The organism is Streptomyces sp. NPDC058665 (assembly GCF_042714995.1).
Lineage (GTDB): Bacteria > Actinomycetota > Actinomycetes > Streptomycetales > Streptomycetaceae > Streptomyces.
In genome coordinates this window covers 1-16,182 of record NZ_JBHXRX010000060.1, presented here as the reverse complement: position 1 = coordinate 16,182, position 16,182 = coordinate 1, and the positions used below count along the sequence as shown (strand labels likewise).

Annotated in this window: 14 protein-coding genes; 11 read left to right on the top strand and 3 right to left on the bottom strand. The window is 70.7% G+C overall.

Annotation, left to right across the window (positions count from 1 at the left end; genetic code table 11):
* Window positions 1–17 precede the first annotated feature (17 nt).
* From ACFWV8_RS30250 to ACFWV8_RS30230, 5 genes are all read left to right on the top strand, one after another.
* Window positions 18–1,655, top strand: a complete 1,638-nt coding sequence (locus ACFWV8_RS30250) for an ABC transporter substrate-binding protein (RefSeq protein WP_384211023.1) — start codon at window positions 18–20, stop codon at window positions 1,653–1,655.
* A gap of 100 nt (window positions 1,656–1,755) precedes the next feature.
* A complete protein-coding gene (locus ACFWV8_RS30245) occupies window positions 1,756–2,679 on the top strand; it encodes an ABC transporter permease (RefSeq protein WP_384211020.1) in 924 nt (307 codons plus the stop codon).
* Window positions 2,672–3,649: an ABC transporter permease gene (locus tag ACFWV8_RS30240; protein ID WP_384211017.1), complete on the top strand. Its 978-nt coding sequence runs from the start codon at window positions 2,672–2,674 to the stop codon at window positions 3,647–3,649. Before ACFWV8_RS30245 ends, ACFWV8_RS30240 begins: the two co-directional genes overlap by 8 nt.
* A gap of 11 nt (window positions 3,650–3,660) precedes the next feature.
* Entirely contained in the window at window positions 3,661–4,638 is a 978-nt protein-coding gene (locus ACFWV8_RS30235) for an ABC transporter ATP-binding protein (RefSeq protein ID WP_384211015.1), read from the top strand.
* On the top strand, window positions 4,628–5,719 hold the full coding sequence (locus tag ACFWV8_RS30230; RefSeq protein ID WP_384211011.1) for an ABC transporter ATP-binding protein: 1,092 nt from the start codon (window positions 4,628–4,630) through the stop codon (window positions 5,717–5,719). The genes ACFWV8_RS30235 and ACFWV8_RS30230 overlap by 11 nt, the downstream gene beginning before the upstream one ends.
* Window positions 5,720–5,894: 175 nt before the next feature.
* Here ACFWV8_RS30230 and ACFWV8_RS30225 read toward each other — a convergent pair whose 3' ends face one another.
* A complete protein-coding gene (locus tag ACFWV8_RS30225) occupies window positions 5,895–8,135 on the bottom strand; it encodes a prolyl oligopeptidase family serine peptidase (RefSeq protein ID WP_384211008.1) in 2,241 nt (746 codons plus the stop codon).
* 181 nt (window positions 8,136–8,316) lie between these two features.
* Here ACFWV8_RS30225 and ACFWV8_RS30220 point away from each other — a divergent pair, with 181 nt between their 5' ends.
* The 4 genes from ACFWV8_RS30220 to ACFWV8_RS30205 all read left to right on the top strand — a co-directional run bounded on the left by ACFWV8_RS30220 (window position 8,317) and on the right by ACFWV8_RS30205 (window position 12,480).
* On the top strand, window positions 8,317–8,511 hold the full coding sequence (locus ACFWV8_RS30220) for a hypothetical protein (RefSeq protein WP_329382075.1): 195 nt from the start codon (window positions 8,317–8,319) through the stop codon (window positions 8,509–8,511).
* 93 nt (window positions 8,512–8,604) lie between these two features.
* Window positions 8,605–9,507: an N-acetyl-1-D-myo-inositol-2-amino-2-deoxy-alpha-D-glucopyranoside deacetylase gene (gene mshB, locus ACFWV8_RS30215; RefSeq protein WP_384211005.1), complete on the top strand. Its 903-nt coding sequence runs from the start codon at window positions 8,605–8,607 to the stop codon at window positions 9,505–9,507.
* Window positions 9,504–10,076 carry a DUF6113 family protein gene (locus tag ACFWV8_RS30210; protein ID WP_384211002.1) on the top strand — a complete coding sequence of 191 codons (573 nt, stop codon included), beginning with the start codon at window positions 9,504–9,506 and terminating at the stop codon, window positions 10,074–10,076. Before mshB ends, ACFWV8_RS30210 begins: the two co-directional genes overlap by 4 nt.
* 208 nt (window positions 10,077–10,284) lie before the next feature.
* Complete coding sequence (locus ACFWV8_RS30205; protein WP_384210999.1) at window positions 10,285–12,480, top strand: hypothetical protein; 2,196 nt, start codon at window positions 10,285–10,287, stop codon at window positions 12,478–12,480.
* 76 nt (window positions 12,481–12,556) lie between these two features.
* On the opposite strand, the gene ACFWV8_RS30200 is transcribed toward ACFWV8_RS30205, so the two are convergent.
* Window positions 12,557–13,405 carry a tetratricopeptide repeat protein gene (locus ACFWV8_RS30200; RefSeq protein WP_384210996.1) on the bottom strand — a complete coding sequence of 283 codons (849 nt, stop codon included), beginning with the start codon at window positions 13,403–13,405 and terminating at the stop codon, window positions 12,557–12,559.
* A 17-nt stretch (window positions 13,406–13,422) separates the two neighbouring features.
* Window positions 13,423–14,424 carry a GNAT family N-acetyltransferase gene (locus ACFWV8_RS30195; protein ID WP_384210994.1) on the bottom strand — a complete coding sequence of 334 codons (1,002 nt, stop codon included), beginning with the start codon at window positions 14,422–14,424 and terminating at the stop codon, window positions 13,423–13,425.
* A gap of 139 nt (window positions 14,425–14,563) precedes the next feature.
* Here ACFWV8_RS30195 and fdxA point away from each other — a divergent pair, with 139 nt between their 5' ends.
* Together fdxA and ACFWV8_RS30185 are read left to right on the top strand one after the other, a co-directional pair.
* Window positions 14,564–14,890, top strand: a complete 327-nt coding sequence (fdxA, locus tag ACFWV8_RS30190) for a ferredoxin (protein WP_189111520.1) — start codon at window positions 14,564–14,566, stop codon at window positions 14,888–14,890.
* Between the two features lie 131 nt (window positions 14,891–15,021).
* On the top strand, window positions 15,022–16,116 hold the full coding sequence (locus ACFWV8_RS30185; RefSeq protein WP_384210990.1) for a bifunctional succinyldiaminopimelate transaminase/glutamate-prephenate aminotransferase: 1,095 nt from the start codon (window positions 15,022–15,024) through the stop codon (window positions 16,114–16,116).
* The last annotated feature ends 66 nt before the right edge of the window (window positions 16,117–16,182 follow it).

Genomic DNA, 16,182 nt, shown 5'->3' with positions numbered 1-16,182 from the left:
GACTCAGGAGGAACCCCATGCGCGGAGCCACGCACGCCAAGTGGGCCGCAGGTGCGCTCGCCGTCGCCCTCACCGCGACGGCCTGTGGCGGCGGGAGTGGCGGAAGCAGCGGGAGTGGTGGTGGGAGCGGCGGGGTACTCAGCTCGTCCTGGGGCGACCCGCAGAACCCGCTGGAGCCCTCCAACACGAACGAGGTCCAGGGCGGCAAGGTCCTCGACATGGTGTTCCGGGGACTGAAGCGGTACAACCCGAAGACCGCCAAGGCCGAGAACATGCTCGCCCAGAAGATCGACACGAAGGACTCGACGAACTTCACCATCACCGTCAAGAACGGCTGGACCTTCAGCAACGGTGAGAAAGTCACGGCGAAGTCCTTCGTGGACGCCTGGAACTACGGCGCGAACCTGCGGAACAACCAGCGCAACGCCTACTTCTTCGGCCAGATCGACGGCTACACGGCCGTTCACCCGGACTCGGGCAGCCCCACCGCCACCACGCTCTCCGGTCTCAAGGTCACCGGCCCCCAGACCTTCACCGTCAAGCTCTCCCAGAAGTTCTCCACCTGGCCCGACACCCTCGGGTACGCCGCGTTCGCGCCACTGCCCACCGCGTTCTTCAAGGACCACGCGGGCTGGCTCGCCAAGCCCGTCGGCAACGGGCCGTACACCATCGACTCGTACACCAAGGGCTCACAGATGTCCCTGCGCAAGTGGGACAACTACCCGGGGCCGGACAAGGCGCAGAACGGCGGTGTGGACCTGAAGGTCTACACCGACAACAACACCGCCTACACCGACCTGACGGCGGGCAACCTGGACCTCGTCGACGACGTCCCGGCCTCCCAGCTCAAGAACGCGCCCGCCGACCTGGGGTCCCGCTACATCAACACCCCCGCCGGCATCATCCAGACCCTCGCCTTCCCCTTCTACGACAAGGCGTGGAACACCCCGGACGCCCAGAAGGTCCGCACCGGTCTGTCGATGGCGATCAACCGCAAGCAGATCACCGAGACGATCTTCCAGAAGACCCGCACCCCGGCCACCGACTGGACATCCCCGGTCCTCGGCAAGTCGGGGGGCTTCCAGGCCGGCCTCTGCGGCAAGGCCTGCGACTTCGACCCCATCGCCGCCAAGAAGATGATCAACGACGGTGGCGGCCTCCCCGGCGGCCGGATCCAGCTCTCGTACAACGCGGACACCGGCTCCCACAAGGACTGGATCGACGCCGTCTGCAACAGCATCAACAACACCCTCGGCAACGACCGCGCGTGCGTGGGCAGGCCCATCGGCACCTTCGCCGACTTCCGCAGCCAGATCACCCAGCAGAAGATGCCCGGTCCGTTCCGGGCGGGCTGGCAGATGGACTACCCGCTGATCCAGAACTTCCTCCAGCCGCTCTACTTCACCAACGCCTCGTCGAACGACGGCAAGTTCACGAACGCCGAGTTCGACAAGCTCGTCAACGAGGCGAACGCCGAGAGCGACCAACCGACCGCGATCAAGAAGTTCCAGCAGGCCGAGGGCGTCGTACGGGACAACATGGCCGCCATCCCGCTCTGGTACCAGAACGGCAGCGCCGGCTACTCGGAGCGGCTGAGCAACGTCAAGCTGAACCCCTTCAGCGTCCCCGTCTACAACGAGATCAAGGTCAACTGACGCCTGGAGGTCGCAGGGCCCGGCGCACTCTCTCGGCGCGCCGGGCCTGGGCCCTTCTCCCGCGGCCCACGACCTAGGACCACGACCCCCGGAGCCCTTCATGGGACGTTATGTGATCCGGCGTCTGCTTCAGATGATCCCCGTCTTCATCGGCGCCACGCTGCTGATCTTCCTCATGGTCAACGTGATGGGCGACCCCATCGCGGGTCTCTGCGGCGAGCGTCAGTGCGACCCGGCGACCGCCGCCCAGCTGCGCCACGAGTTCGGCCTCGACAAGCCGGTGTGGCAGCAGTACGCGATCTACATGGGCAATGTCTTCACCGGCGACTTCGGTACGGCCTTCAACGGCCAGGAGGTCACCGAGCTGATGGGCACCGCCTTCCCGGTCACCATCCGGCTGACGATCGTCGCGATCGTCTTCGAGATCATCATCGGCATCACGCTCGGCGTGCTCACCGGACTGCGGCGTGGCCGGCCCGTCGACAGCAGTGTCCTGCTGCTGACCCTGGTCGTCATCTCCGTACCGACCTTCGTGACCGGTCTGATCGTGCAACTGCTCTTCGGCGTGAAGTGGGACGTCATCTCGCCGTCGGTCTCCTCGGCCGCACCGCTCGACGAACTGATCGTGCCCGGCCTCGTACTGGCCTCCGTGTCACTGGCGTACGTCACCCGGCTGACCCGGACCTCCATCGCCGAGAACACCCGCTCCGACTACGTCCGTACCGCCGTCGCCAAGGGGCTGCCGAGACATCGCGTGATCACCCGGCATCTCCTGCGCAACTCACTGATCCCGGTCGTCACCTTCATCGGCACCGACATCGGAGCGCTGATGGGCGGCGCGATCGTCACCGAGCGGATCTTCAACATCCACGGCGTCGGCTTCCAGCTCTACCAGGGCATCCTGCGCCAGAACACCCAGACCGTCGTCGGCTTCGTGACGATCCTCGTCATCATCTTCCTGCTCGCGAACCTGCTGGTGGACCTTCTCTACGCCGTACTCGACCCGAGGATCCGCTATGCCTGAGCCAGAGCCCCCCAAGGACGAAGGAGCCATCGCCCCGACCGGTTTCGGCGGCACGATGGACCTCGCCACCAGCGACGGCGAGTCGGTCGAACCGACCGGGCCCGGTGACGGGGGGCCCGAGGAGCGAGCCCGCAGCCTCTGGTCGGACGCCTGGCGCGACCTGCGCCGCAACCCCGTCTTCATCGTCTCCGGCCTCGTCATCCTCTTCCTGGTGTTCATCGCGATCTGGCCCCAGGCGATCGCCTCGGGCAACCCGCTCTCCTGCGACCTCGCCAAGGCCCAGGAAGGCTCGCAGCCCGGCCACCCCTTCGGCTTCACCTCCCAGGGCTGCGACGTCTACACCCGTACCGTCTACGGCGCCCGCGCCTCCGTTACCGTCGGCGTCTGCGCCACCCTCGGCGTCGCGATCGTCGGCACCGCGCTCGGCGGCCTGGCCGGCTTCTTCGGCGGCTTCTGGGACTCGATCCTCTCCCGGGTCACCGACATCTTCTTCGGCATCCCGGTGGTGCTCGGCGGCCTCGTCCTGCTCTCCGTGGTCACCAGCTCCAGCGTCTGGCCGGTGGTCGGATTCATGGTGCTGCTCGGCTGGCCGCAGATCTCCCGGATCGCCCGCGGCTCCGTCATCACCATCAAACAGAACGACTTCGTCCAGGCAGCGCGCGCCCTCGGAGCCTCCAACTCACGGATGATGCTGCGCCATGTCCTGCCCAACGCCGTCGCCCCGGTGATCGTGGTGGCGACCATCGCGCTCGGCACGTACATCGCGCTGGAGGCGACCCTGTCCTACCTCGGCGTGGGCCTCAAACCGCCCTCGGTGTCCTGGGGCATCGACATCTCCGACGCGTCGAAGTTCATCCGCAACGCCCCGCACATGCTGCTCTGGCCCGCCGGCGCCCTGGCCGTCACCGTGCTCGCCTTCATCATGCTCGGCGACGCGGTGCGCGACGCCCTCGACCCCAAGCTGCGCTGAGGAGCCCGGCCATGTTGCTCGAAGTGCGCGATCTGCAGGTGGAGTTCCACACCCGCGACGGTGTCGCGAGGGCGGTCAACGGGGTCAGCTACTCGGTCGACGCGGGCGAGACCCTCGCCGTGCTCGGCGAGTCAGGCTCCGGCAAGTCCGTCACCGCCCAGGCGGTCATGGGCATTCTCGACGTCCCGCCAGGCCGGATCGCGGGCGGCGAAGTGATCTTCAAGGGCCGGGACCTGCTCAAGACCAAGGAGGACGAACGGCGGAAGATCCGCGGCGCCGACATGGCGATGATCTTCCAGGACGCCCTCTCCTCGCTCAACCCGGTGCTGACCGTGGGCGCGCAGCTCGGCGAGATGTTCATCGTGCACCGGGGGATGTCCCGCAAGGACGCGCGGGCGCGGGCCGTCGAACTGATGGAGCGGGTACGGATCCCGGCCGCCAAGGAGCGGGTGAACGACTACCCGCACCAGTTCTCCGGGGGCATGCGCCAGCGCATCATGATCGCCATGGCGATGGCGCTCGAACCCTCCCTGATCATCGCCGACGAACCGACGACCGCGCTCGACGTGACCGTCCAGGCCCAGGTCATGGAGCTGCTCGCGGACCTCCAGCGCGAGCTGAACATGGGGCTGATCCTGATCACCCACGACCTCGGGGTCGTCGCCGACGTCGCGGACAAGATCGCCGTCATGTACGCGGGCCGGATCGTCGAGACCGCCCCCGTCCACGACATCTACAAGGCCCCCGCCCACCCCTACAGCCGCGGTCTGCTCGACTCCATCCCCCGGCTCGACCAGAAGGGCCGGGACCTGTACGCGATCAAGGGCCTGCCGCCCAACCTGACGCGCATCCCGCCCGGGTGCGCCTTCAACCCGCGCTGCCCCAGAGCACAGGACATCTGCCGCACGGACGTGCCGCCCCTCTTCGAGGTCGACGAGAACCGGCGCAGCGCCTGCTTCTTCTGGAGGGACACTCTCGATGACGTCTGAGCCCATCCTGGAAGTGCGGGACCTGGTCAAGTACTTCCCGCTGACCCAGGGCATCCTGTTCAAGAGGCAGATCGGGGCGGTCAAGGCGGTCGACGGCGTCTCCTTCTCCCTGGCGGCCGGCGAGACGCTGGGCATCGTGGGCGAGTCCGGCTGCGGGAAGTCGACCGTCGCGCGCATGCTGGTCAACCTGGAGCGGCCGACGGCCGGCGAGATCCGTTACAAGGGCGAGGACATCACCCGTATGTCGGGCCGCGCGCTGAAGGCCGTACGGCGCAACATCCAGATGGTCTTCCAGGACCCGTACACCTCGCTCAACCCCCGGATGACCGTCGGCGACATCATCGGCGAGCCCTTCGACATCCACCCCGAGGTCGCGCCGAAGGGCGACCGGCGGCGCATGGTGCGGGACCTGCTCGACGTGGTCGGGCTCAACCCGGAGTACATCAACAGGTATCCGCACCAGTTCTCCGGCGGCCAGCGCCAGCGCATCGGCATCGCGCGCGGACTGGCCCTGCGCCCGGAGATCATCGTCGCCGACGAGCCGGTCTCGGCCCTCGACGTGTCCGTACAGGCGCAGGTCGTCAATCTGATGGAACGGCTCCAGAACGAGTTCGACCTCAGTTACGTCTTCATCGCGCACGACCTGTCGATCGTCCGGCACATCTCCGACCGGGTCGGGGTGATGTATCTCGGGCGGATCATCGAAATCGGCACGGACGTCCAGATCTACGACCACCCCACCCATCCGTACACGCAGGCGCTGCTCTCGGCGGTCCCGGTGCCCGACCCGGAGGCGCGCGAGGGCCGGGAGCGGATCATCCTGACCGGTGAGGTGCCCTCGCCGGCGCATCCGCCGTCGGGCTGCCGGTTCCGTACGCGGTGCTGGAAGGCGCAGGAGCGCTGTGCGCTGGAGGTGCCGCTGCTCACCGTGCCTCCGTGGTTCCGGGGGACGGAGGGGCCCGCGGAGCACGACTCGCGGTGTCACTTCGCCGAGGAACGGCAGATCGTGCCGAGCCCGTCGGGGCCGGCGGAGGGTACCGAGGGCAGGGAGCAGGGTCCGGATCCGGACAAGGAGATGTGATTGAGACGTCAGTTCCGTTGACACGCAGGAAACTTGGCTGACGCTTCGCCGATATACGCACGGGTCACATTGGTCGACGTACGGCCGTGCGGGTGCCGTTGGACCGGCCGGGATCCTGAGGTCCCGGCCGGTCGCCCCCGGCGATCCGGCCGTACGGCGCGGCTCTGCCGCCGCCTTACGGCATCCCGAGCGAACGCTTCAGGAAGTCCACCTGGAGCAGCAGCAGATTCTCCGCGATCTGTTCCTGGGGCGTCATGTGCGTCACCCCGGTGAGCGGCAGCACCTGGTGCGGCCGGCCCGCCGACAGCAGCGCCGACGACAGCCGCAGCGTGTGCGTCATCACGACGTTGTCGTCCGCCAGACCGTGGATGATCATTATCGGCCGCGCCTGGTCCGCGGGCTCCGCCAACCCGTCGTCCGTGACAAGGGAGTTGACCGCGTACACCTCGGGCGCCTCCGACGGGTGCCCCAGATAGCGCTCCGTGTAGTGCGTGTCGTACAGCCGCCAGTCGGTCACCGGGGCGCCCGCGATGGCCGCGTGGAAGATGTCGGGACGGCGCAGCGCGGCGAGTCCGGCGAGGTAACCCCCGTACGACCAGCCGCGGATGGCCACCCGCGACCGATCCAGCGGGAACCGCCCGGCGAGTGCCTGGAGCGCCTCGATCTGGTCGTCCAGGGTGAGCGGCAGATTGTCCTTCACCGCCTTCTCCCAGCCGGGGGAGCGGCCCGGACTGCCCCGGCCGTCCGCGACGACGACGGCGAAGCCCTGGTCGGCGAACCACTGGGACGTGAGGTACGGATTGTGCGCGGCGAGCACGCGCTGGCCGTGCGGTCCGCCATAGGGATCCAGCAGTACCGGAAGCGGACCGTCCGCCTCCTGGTAGTCCGTGGGCAGGAGGACGGCGCACGGAATTCGGTGTGCGCCCCCCTCGGTGAGCTGTACACGCGGGGTGAGATTCGGCTGCTGCGCGTACGAGGCGATGACCGCGAGTTGTTTCCCCTCCCGCATCACCTGCACCACCGATCCGCTGATGTCGGGCCGGGCCGACGCCAGGACCATGACGTTGCCCGCGCGCACGGCGCTGTGCACCCCCACGCCCTCCGAGACGCGCTCGGGGCCCCAGGCGCGTACCTCCCCGGCCTCGGCCGTGTCCGCGGCCGTGGCTCCGGGCTCGGCTCCGGGCGCGCCGTACGGGACCCGGTAGACATGGATCTCACCGATCTCAGGAGCCCCGGCGGCCTCTCCCGCCGCCGCCGACACCAGCACGTCCCGCTCGCCGATGTCGAGCACCGCGCGCAGCTGCAACTCCGGCCCGGTCAGCGCCCGGTCACCGACGACCAGCACCCGCGCGCTGTCCTCGGCCGTGGCGCCGTCCGCGCCCTTCTCGCCCGCCGGGGTGTCCACGATCCGCACCAGCTCGCCGCCGGGCGTCAACGCCGGTACGCCGGAGAAAAGTTCAAGCCAAACCGGGTCCGTCTCCTCGCGTACGAGCCGCGTCTCGCCGCTCGCCGTGTCGACCGACAGACAGCGCTGTTCGCGCTGGTCCCGCGCCTGGACGAGCAGCAGTGGCTCGCCCGCCGACGACCAGTGGACGGCCGCGAGATACGGCGACGTGGCCCGGTCCCAGACCACCTCCGTACGCGAACCGTCGAGGCCGATCAGATAAAGCCGCACGTCGGCGTTGGGTGTGCCGGCGGCGGGATAGGCGATGGTCGACGGCTCGCGGTCCGGGTGCGCGGGGTCGGCGATCCACCAGCGCTGTACGCCCGCCCCGTCGACCCGCGCCACCAGCAGCCGGTCCGAGTCCGGCGACCACCAGAAACCGCGTGAACGGCTCATCTCCTCGGCTGCGATGAATTCGGCCAGACCGTAGGTGGTCTGCCCGTCCTCCGGTGCCGCCAGCTCACGGTCGCCGTCCCCCTCGGCGCCCGTCACCCGCAGTGCGCCCCCGGCCACATAAGCGATGTGCCGCCCGTCGGGCGACGGCCTCGGGTCGATCACCGGCCCCGGTACGGGCAGTTCGCGCGCCGTCCCGGCACGCAGTTCGGCCGTGAACAGCCGCCCCGACAGGGCGAAGGCCGCCAACTCCGCGGCGTTGTCCACCGCGTAGCCGACGATGCCCGCAGACCCCTCGCGGCTCCGCTCCCGGCGGGCGCGCTCCTCGGCCGAGAGCTCCTCCGGTGTGCCCGCCAGCAGGGCCTGAGGATCAGCGGCGATCCGCTCGCGCGCCGTACCCGATCTGTCGTCGAGATCGAGCACCCAAAGACGGTTCGTCCGGTCCGTTCCTGAGGCGGAACGCAGGAAGGCCACCCGCGAACCGTCGGGGGACACCGTGAAGGCCCGCGGAGCACCCAGCGTGAACCGCTGGGTCCTCGCGTACTGGCGAGGAAAGGAGAGTTGTTGCCTCGAGGTCATACGACCGAACCTAGCGTCCGCCCCGGCCCTTCGTGCGCCCCCGTGTGCTGCCGTGCACCGATCGATGCGTTCGCGCGGATAGTTATGATCCATAGCGTCAGGTGGGTAAGTACCCGTCGGCACATGCGTGTTGCTCATCCCGTTCGAATACCCCGCCGACCATCTGTGGAGGTGAACCGCCGTGGCACTCTCGATTTCGGCGGTGGTGCTGCTGGCGATCATCGTCTTCCTCTTGATCCGGAAATCCGGACTCAAAGGTGGACACGCGTTGGTCTGCGTCTTACTCGGGTTCTATCTGGCCAGCTCCTCGGTGGCCCCCTCGATCACCGAACTGACCACCAACGTGGCGGGGATGATCGGCGACCTCCAGTTCTAGCCCGTGTCCGGTGGATCTTCCCGGGCCCGGGGGCGGCCGTGGGGCCGCCCCGCCCGGACTTGTCGGTGAGGGCGCGCCTCGTACGCTGTGGGCATGACCGATCTTCCCGACCGTCGTCTGCTCCTGGTCCACGCGCACCCCGACGACGAGTCGATCAACAACGGCGCCACGATGGCCAGATACGCGGCCGAGGGCGCCCAGGTCACCTTGGTGACCTGCACCCTGGGTGAGGAGGGCGAGGTCATTCCGCCCTCCCTCGCCCATCTCGCGCCAGGCGGCGGGCCGGAGGGAGCCTTCAGCCCGCTCGGGGCCCACCGCGAAGGTGAGCTCGCCGCGGCCATGAAGGAGCTCGGCGTCGCCGACCACCGGCTGCTGGGCGGCCGGGGGCGCTACAAGGACTCCGGCATGATGGGCCTTCCGCAGAACGACCGCGAGGACGCCTTCTGGGGCGCGGACGTGGACGGCGCCGCCGCGGATCTGGTGCGGGTGATCCGGTCCGTACAGCCGCAGGTGCTGGTGACGTACGACCCCCAGGGCGGCTACGGCCACCCCGACCACATCCAGGCCCACCGCGTCGCCACGCGCGCCGCCGAGCTGGCCGCCGACGCCGGATTCCGGCCCGGACTCGGCGCCCCGCACACGATCGCGAAGATCTACTGGAACAGGGTGGCGCGCTCGGCCGCCGAGGAGGGTTTCGCCCGGCTGCGTGCCTCCGGGGCGGCCTTCGAGGGGGTGGCGGAGATCGAGGACGTCCCCGGAGTGGTGGACGACGCCGGGATCACGGCGGAGATCGACGGGACGGCGTACGCGGCGCGGAAGGCGGCGGCGATGCGCGCCCACGAGACGCAGATCGTGGTGGACGGGGCGTTCTTCGCGCTCTCCAACGGCCTCGGGCAGCCCCTTCTCGCCGTGGAGCACTACCAGTTGGTGCGGGGCGCCTCGGGCGCCGACGCCGGTGTACGTGAGACGGATCTCTTCGCGGGGGTGGGCGTGTGAGCGGGCGCAAGGGTGCGGGCCGCCCGAAGGCGAAGAGCGGTGCGGGTGGCGGTGCGCGTACGGGCGGTGCTGCCGGTGGTGGCGGTGCGGCCCGTGGCGCCGGGGCTACTCGTGCGGACGGTGCGACGAGCGGCGCGGCCGGCGCGGGTGCCACGGGCGCCGCGGGCCAGGGCGTGCCCGGCCTGTGGCCCGCGTCCCCGCCGAGACCCTGGCGCATCGCCGCGTACGCCGGTCTTGTGATCCTCGGGGTGGTGGTCGGCACGGCGGGCTCGCTCGTCCAGAGCGGCTTCTTCCCCGGCGGCCTCGTCCTCGCGCTGGTGGCCTCCGCGGCCCTCTTCTACGGAGGCCGCACCGCGACCGGGACCGCCTTCGGCGTCGGGGCTCCCGCGGCGGGCTGGCTGATCGCCGTCATCGTGCTCAGTCTCGGGCGGCCGGAGGGCGACGGCGTCTTCGACGCGGGGCTCGGCCCAGTCGTCTATCTGCTGGGCGGTGCACTCGTGGCTGTGATGTGTGCCACCATGTCGCGGTCACCGCAACCGGGTCCGGAGTCCGGCCGACTTGGAAAGTGATACGCCCGTCCAGTGACCCGTCGGCCCGAATTGACCCTGTCCGTACGGTCGGTGGAATAAACGCTTCCCCCGGTCGTCGGGTGCGTTCCGGCGCAGGACAGTATGGTGGTGCGCGCTCCGGGCCGTCCCCTGGCCTCCGGCTTGGGGGGACCCACACAGTTGAGTACCAGTAAGAACGGGCGGCGGAGCCAACCCGGGAGAACTTGCTTTGAGTCGTGAAACTGACAGTTCGTCCTCCGGGCCCCAGGGGCGCGGCGGAGCCGCGTACCCCTCGGGGACGCCGCCGTATGGATCCCGCCAGTATCCGTCGCTGCACCCTGAGCAGGACGCTCCGGAGGAGACAGACACGGCCCCGGCCCAGCCGGACGAGCCGAAGACCGAGACCACGCTGACCACGCGCATCCGGATCAACATCCCGGGTTCGCGGCCGATTCCGCCCGTCGTCATGCGTACGCCCATGAGCGACACGGACAGCGGCCCGTCCGGACCGGGCGGACCCGCGGGTCCGGACGCGCGGCCTGGCAGGGGCGCCGATGACACGGGCGGCGTGAAGCGCTCCGGCGCGGCCCCCGAGACCGGTGCGGCCGACGAGGACGCGCCGGCGGAGAAGCCCGCGACGAGTGACTGGTTCGCGCCGCGCAAGCCCTCGGCCGGGGGCACGCTCCCCGGCGGGATGGGCGCCGGAGCCGCCGTGACGGCACCGGGCCCGACGGTCCCGCCGCCGGCGCCCGGCCCCGGCATGGGGCCCGGTGCGAGCGGGCGTACCGACCTTCCGTACGGCTCCGACAGCGGTCCTGACACCCGGGGCGGCGCGGGCGTTCCGCGCCCGCCGGCCTCCGGGGGCAACGCCTTCATGCCGCCAGGCAGGGGCGGCGCCACCCCGGCGTTCGGCACCGGCGCCCCCGACGGGCCGACCTCGGGCCCGGCGAGCGGTACGTCGTCGCTGGCCTTCCTGGACCTGCCGCCGGGCGCCGACCTGGGCGCCTCGGGCGGCCCCACGGGCCCGGGAAGCCCCGCGGGACCGGCCCGCCGTGACGACAGGGACGACCGCGGCGGAGCGCCGCGCATGTCCGACGACACCGCGATCCTGACCCCGCAGCAGCCCGCCCCGGAGCCTCCGGGCGGTGCCGGCGCGCATGTATCGGGCGACACGCTCTCCAGCGGTATCCCGGTGGTGCCGTCCGACAACCGTTCGCCGTTCCCGCCCGCCGGTTCCCAGACGGGCGCGATGCCGCGCGCGGATCTGTCCGGCGCCCGGTTCCAGGACGGCCAACTGCCCCCGCCTCCCGGCCCGTCGGGCGGCCCCCTGTCCACGAGGCCCTCCTCCCAGGGAGGCGGCAACCCCGACTTCTCGGCGCCGGACTTCCCCGGCCCGCCGGGACCGGCGTCCACCACGCCCGCTGGACCAGGCTCCGGCGCACCCGCGCGGACGACGAGCCCGCCTCCCAAGAAGAAGAAAGGCCGCTCGAAGCTGATGGCCGCGGGCGCGGGCATCGTCACGCTGGTCGCGATCGCCTACGGCGCCGGACTGCTACTGAACCACTCCGACGTCCCCAAGGGCACCACCGTCTTCGGGGTGGACATCGGCGGCGGCACCCGCGACGACGCGGTGGACAAGCTGGACGCGACACTCGGCGAGCGGTCGACCGCGCCGCTCCAGCTGACCGTCGGCGGCAAGAAGGAGGAGCTCGGGCCGGACAAGGCGGGGCTCACCTTCGACAGCCAGGCGACGGTCCGCGATGCCGCGGGCAGCGACTACAACCCGGTCTCCGTGATCGGCTCGCTCTTCGGCGGCGAACGCGTCACCGAGCCGGTGATCCCGGTCGACGAGGAGAAGCTGCGCGTCGCACTCACCGACCTCGCGGGCGACTCGGGCTCGGCGGCCGACGGCACCATCAAGTTCGAGCCGGGCAAGGCCGTCCCCGTACCGGGCAAGGCGGGCAAGGCACTTGATGTCGAGCGCTCGATGATCTCGGTACGGGACGCCTACCGCGCCCAGGTCGAGACAGGTAAGCCCAACAGCGTCGAACTGCCCATCGCCACCCGCGAACCGACCATCGACCAGGCCGAACTCGATCGGGCGATGAAGGAGTTCGCCGAGCCGGCGATGTCGGGCCTGATCACGATCAGGGCCGGCGGCAAGCAGATCCAGTTCGGCCCCGACCGGTCACTGCCCCAGATCCTCTCCATGAAGCCGATCGACGGAAAGCTGGTCGAGGTCTACGACAGGGCGGCGATCGAGCAACTGCTGGACGGCGTCTTCGACGGTCTCACGATCACCAAGGCCGACGGCAAGGAACACCCGGTGTCGGCGGCGGACGTGGCGCAGGCCATGCAGAAGCCGCTGCTGGGCAAGACCCCGGAGGAACGCACGGCCGAGATCGAGCTCGACCCGCAGGGCTGACGCTCCACCCAGCCACCGGACGGGCCGCGCACGCGCGGCCCGTCCGGCGTTTTCCGGACAGGCCCCGGGGCCGTGCTCAGTTCAGCATCGCGCGGGCGGCCCGTGCCTTGTGGCGGATCGCGTCCGCCGTCGCCGGTTCCACCGCGGCGACCACCTCCGCGTACTCGTCCATCTCCGCCGCTCCCGTCAGGAAGTCCCCGCGCCGCACCAGCAGTTGGGCGCGCTCGTAACGGAGCCGGGCCGGGTGGGACGGCAGCAGGAGGCTCAGTTCGAGGGCCCACAGCGCGACATCACCGCGCTCGGGGCGTGTCGACGCCCACGCGCGGAGGTTGTTCAGGATGCGGATCACGATGTGGAGCGGTTCGGCCGGGTTCAGTATCGACGGCACCAGCGGGGCTCCCGTGGCCCCTCTCACCAGCGTCTCGGTGTCCTGCCGGGTCAGGATCCGGCCACCCGTGAACGGGTCGACCAGCACCCCGTCGTCGGGCTCTTCGGGCGGGCCGATGCCGACGACGAAGTGACCGGGCAGGGCCACCCCGTACACCGGCGCTCCCGCGCGGCGCGCGACCTCGGTCCACAGCACCGAGAGCAGGATCGGCAGCCCGCGCCTGCGGCGCAGGACCTCATGCAGCAGGGAGGCCTCCAGGCGCCCGTACTCGGCCGGTGTGCCCCGGAAGCCGAGGCGCGTGCCCAGCAGGTCCTCCAGCGCCGCGCCCCACGCGCGCGGGCCGTCGAGACCGAAGGGCAGCATCCCGGCCAGCCGGTCGAGCTCGATCTGCGCCGCGTCGATCCCGTCCTCGTCGAACGCGGAGTCCGCCTCCGTACCGATGAGGAGGCAGAGCAGGGCGATGTCGGGCCGTTCGGCGCGGGCCTCGGCGGCGAACCGGCTCCGCCGGTCGGACGATGGCGGTTGAGGTGGTTCCATGGCCGGTCCGTCGCTCCTCACGCGGGTCGGAAGTGGTGGTAGCGGTGATGCGTGGCGAAGCCCATGCCCTCGTACAGAGCGCCCGCGGCCTCGTTGTCCGACTCGACCTGGAGCCACGCCGCGGACGCGCCCTCCTCCAGCGCACGGCCGGCGAGCGCGCGCATCACGGCGCTCGCCAGCCCTTGGCGCCGCCGCGCGGGATCGACCTCGACGGCCATGAAGCCCGCCCAGCGCCCGTCCACGACACACCGGCCGATCGCGGCCGGCACCCCGTCGTCGCCCTCGACCGAGGCGAACCAGACGGACGGCCCGCCGCCGAGCACCCGCAGTACATGCGGGCCCGGCTCGTCGAAGCGCTGGTAGCGGCGGAGCCACCCCTCGTCGAAGGAGCGGTCGAGCCGCACCGGTGCCACGTCCGGGTCCGGCCCGCCGTCGACCAGCGGAGCGAGCGCGCCGACGCGCAGTTCGGCCGTGACCTCCCGCCGCCAGCCGCGCGCCTCCAGCTCGGCGCAGAGCAGCTCCTGCGTCCCCTCGGCGCCCGTGGCGGTCTGGATGTACACCGGCAGGCTCCGCAGGTCGTACCAGCGCCGTACGCGCGCCAGAGCGTCGTCCAGGGGCATTCCCGGCTCGCCCAGCGGCAGCACCGAGTTGGCGCGCCGGGTGAACCCGCCGGACGCCCGCAGCTCCCAGTCGCCGAGCGCCTCGCGCTCCACCGGCTGCCACGCACGCGCGGCCACCCGGGCGAGCTCCCTGAAGGAGGCGGCGGGACCCCGCCGCCGCGCGGGCGCGGCCGGGACGACCTTGCCCGCGACGAGCGAGGATTCCGCGATCCGGACCGTTTCACCCGTACGGCGTGTGATGAGGACCACATTGTCGTCCCAGGAGGTGAGCACACCGACCGTGTCGGTGAACTTCTCCGTGCCGTCGAAGGAGCCGGTCAGACGGCGGACGGACACACGTTTTCCCACGTCGGCGGGGGTGATCCGGACCGTCAGCCGTCCTCCGGTTGTGAATTCCACAGCTCTGTGCGCCCCTCCTGTGCGGATCGTGCCCAGGAACGGAGATACTAGGTGCGGGCATCGACGACGCCGCGCTCCCGCGCGCCCGTGGACGGAGCCGCAGATGGCCCGCCGCGCCCTATCGAGGAGGAACGACAGCGTGACCTACGTCATCGCGCAGCCTTGTGTGGATCTCAAGGACAAGGCGTGCATCGAGGAGTGCCCGGTCGACTGCATCTACGAGGGCTCCCGGTCCTTGTACATTCACCCGGACGAATGCGTCGACTGTGGTGCCTGTGAGCCGGTCTGCCCGGTCGAGGCGATCTTCTACGAGGACGACACTCCGGAGGAGTGGAAGGACTACTACAAGGCGAACGTGGAGTTCTTCGACGAACTCGGTTCCCCCGGTGGTGCGTCCAAGCTCGGTCTGATCGAGCGTGATCACCCCTTCATCGCCGCACTGCCGCCGCAGCCTCAGAACGACTGACCTCAGAACGACTGAGCGTGCCCCCGGTCCCGTACGGCGAATCGCCGTACGGGACCGAGGCGTTTCCCTCGCCGTACCGGCGGATTCCGTCGTCGTACCGACAATCGAGCACCACCGAGAGAGTGAGCACCGTGTCCGCAGTCTCTTCGCGACTTCCGGTCTTCCCCTGGGACAAGCTGGAGCCCTACAAGGCGACGGCTTCGGCCCACCCGGACGGCATCGTGGATCTGTCCGTGGGGACCCCGGTGGACCCGGTCCCCGAACTGATCCGGCGAGCCCTGGTCGGCGCGGCGAACTCGCCCGGCTATCCGACCGTCTGGGGCACGCCCGAGCTGCGTGACGCGCTGACGGGCTGGGTGGAGCGCCGGCTCGGGGCGCGCGGCGTCGCGCACACCAACGTCCTTCCGGTGGTCGGCTCCAAGGAGCTGGTCGCCTGGCTGCCGACCCAGCTCGGGCTCGGCGCCGGCGACCGGGTCGCGTACCCCCGGCTCGCCTACCCGACGTACGAGGTGGGGGCCCGGCTGTGCGGGGCGGAGCCCGTCTCCTACGAAGACCCCACCGAACTCGACCCGGCGGGCCTGAAGCTGCTCTGGCTGAACTCGCCGTCGAACCCGACCGGGCGGGTCCTGGACAAGGCGGAGCTGACCCGGATCGTCGCCTGGGCCCGTGCGCACGGCGTGCTGCTCTTCAGCGACGAGTGCTATCTGGAACTCGGCTGGGAGGCCGAGCCCGTCTCCGTGCTCCACCCGGACGTCTGCGGTGGCTCGTACGAGGGCGTGGTGGCCGTCCACTCGCTCTCCAAGCGCTCCAACCTGGCCGGCTACCGGGCGGCCTTCCTCGCGGGCGACGCGGCCGTCCTGGGTGAGCTGCTCCAGATCCGCAAGCACGGCGGCATGATGACGCCCGCGCCGGTGCAGGCGGCGACCGTCGCGGCGCTGGGCGACGACAGCCATGTGGCGGAGCAGCGCGCGCGGTACGCCGCCCGCCGTACCGCCCTGCGCGCGGCCCTGGAGAGCCACGGTTTCCGGATCGAGCACAGCGAGGCGAGCCTGTACCTCTGGGCGACGCGCGACGAGCCGTGCTGGCGGACGGTGGCGCACCTCGCGGAGCTGGGGATCCTGGTGGCGCCGGGGGACTTCTACGGGCCCGCGGGCGGGAGTTTCGTACGGGTGGCGCTCACGGCGACCGACGAGCGCGTGGACGCGGCGGTCAAGCGGCTCGGCTGACGCCCGCCGGAGGGTGCGGCCCGGGGGCCGGGGCGACGCGAAGGGGCTCGGGGAGTACGTACTCCC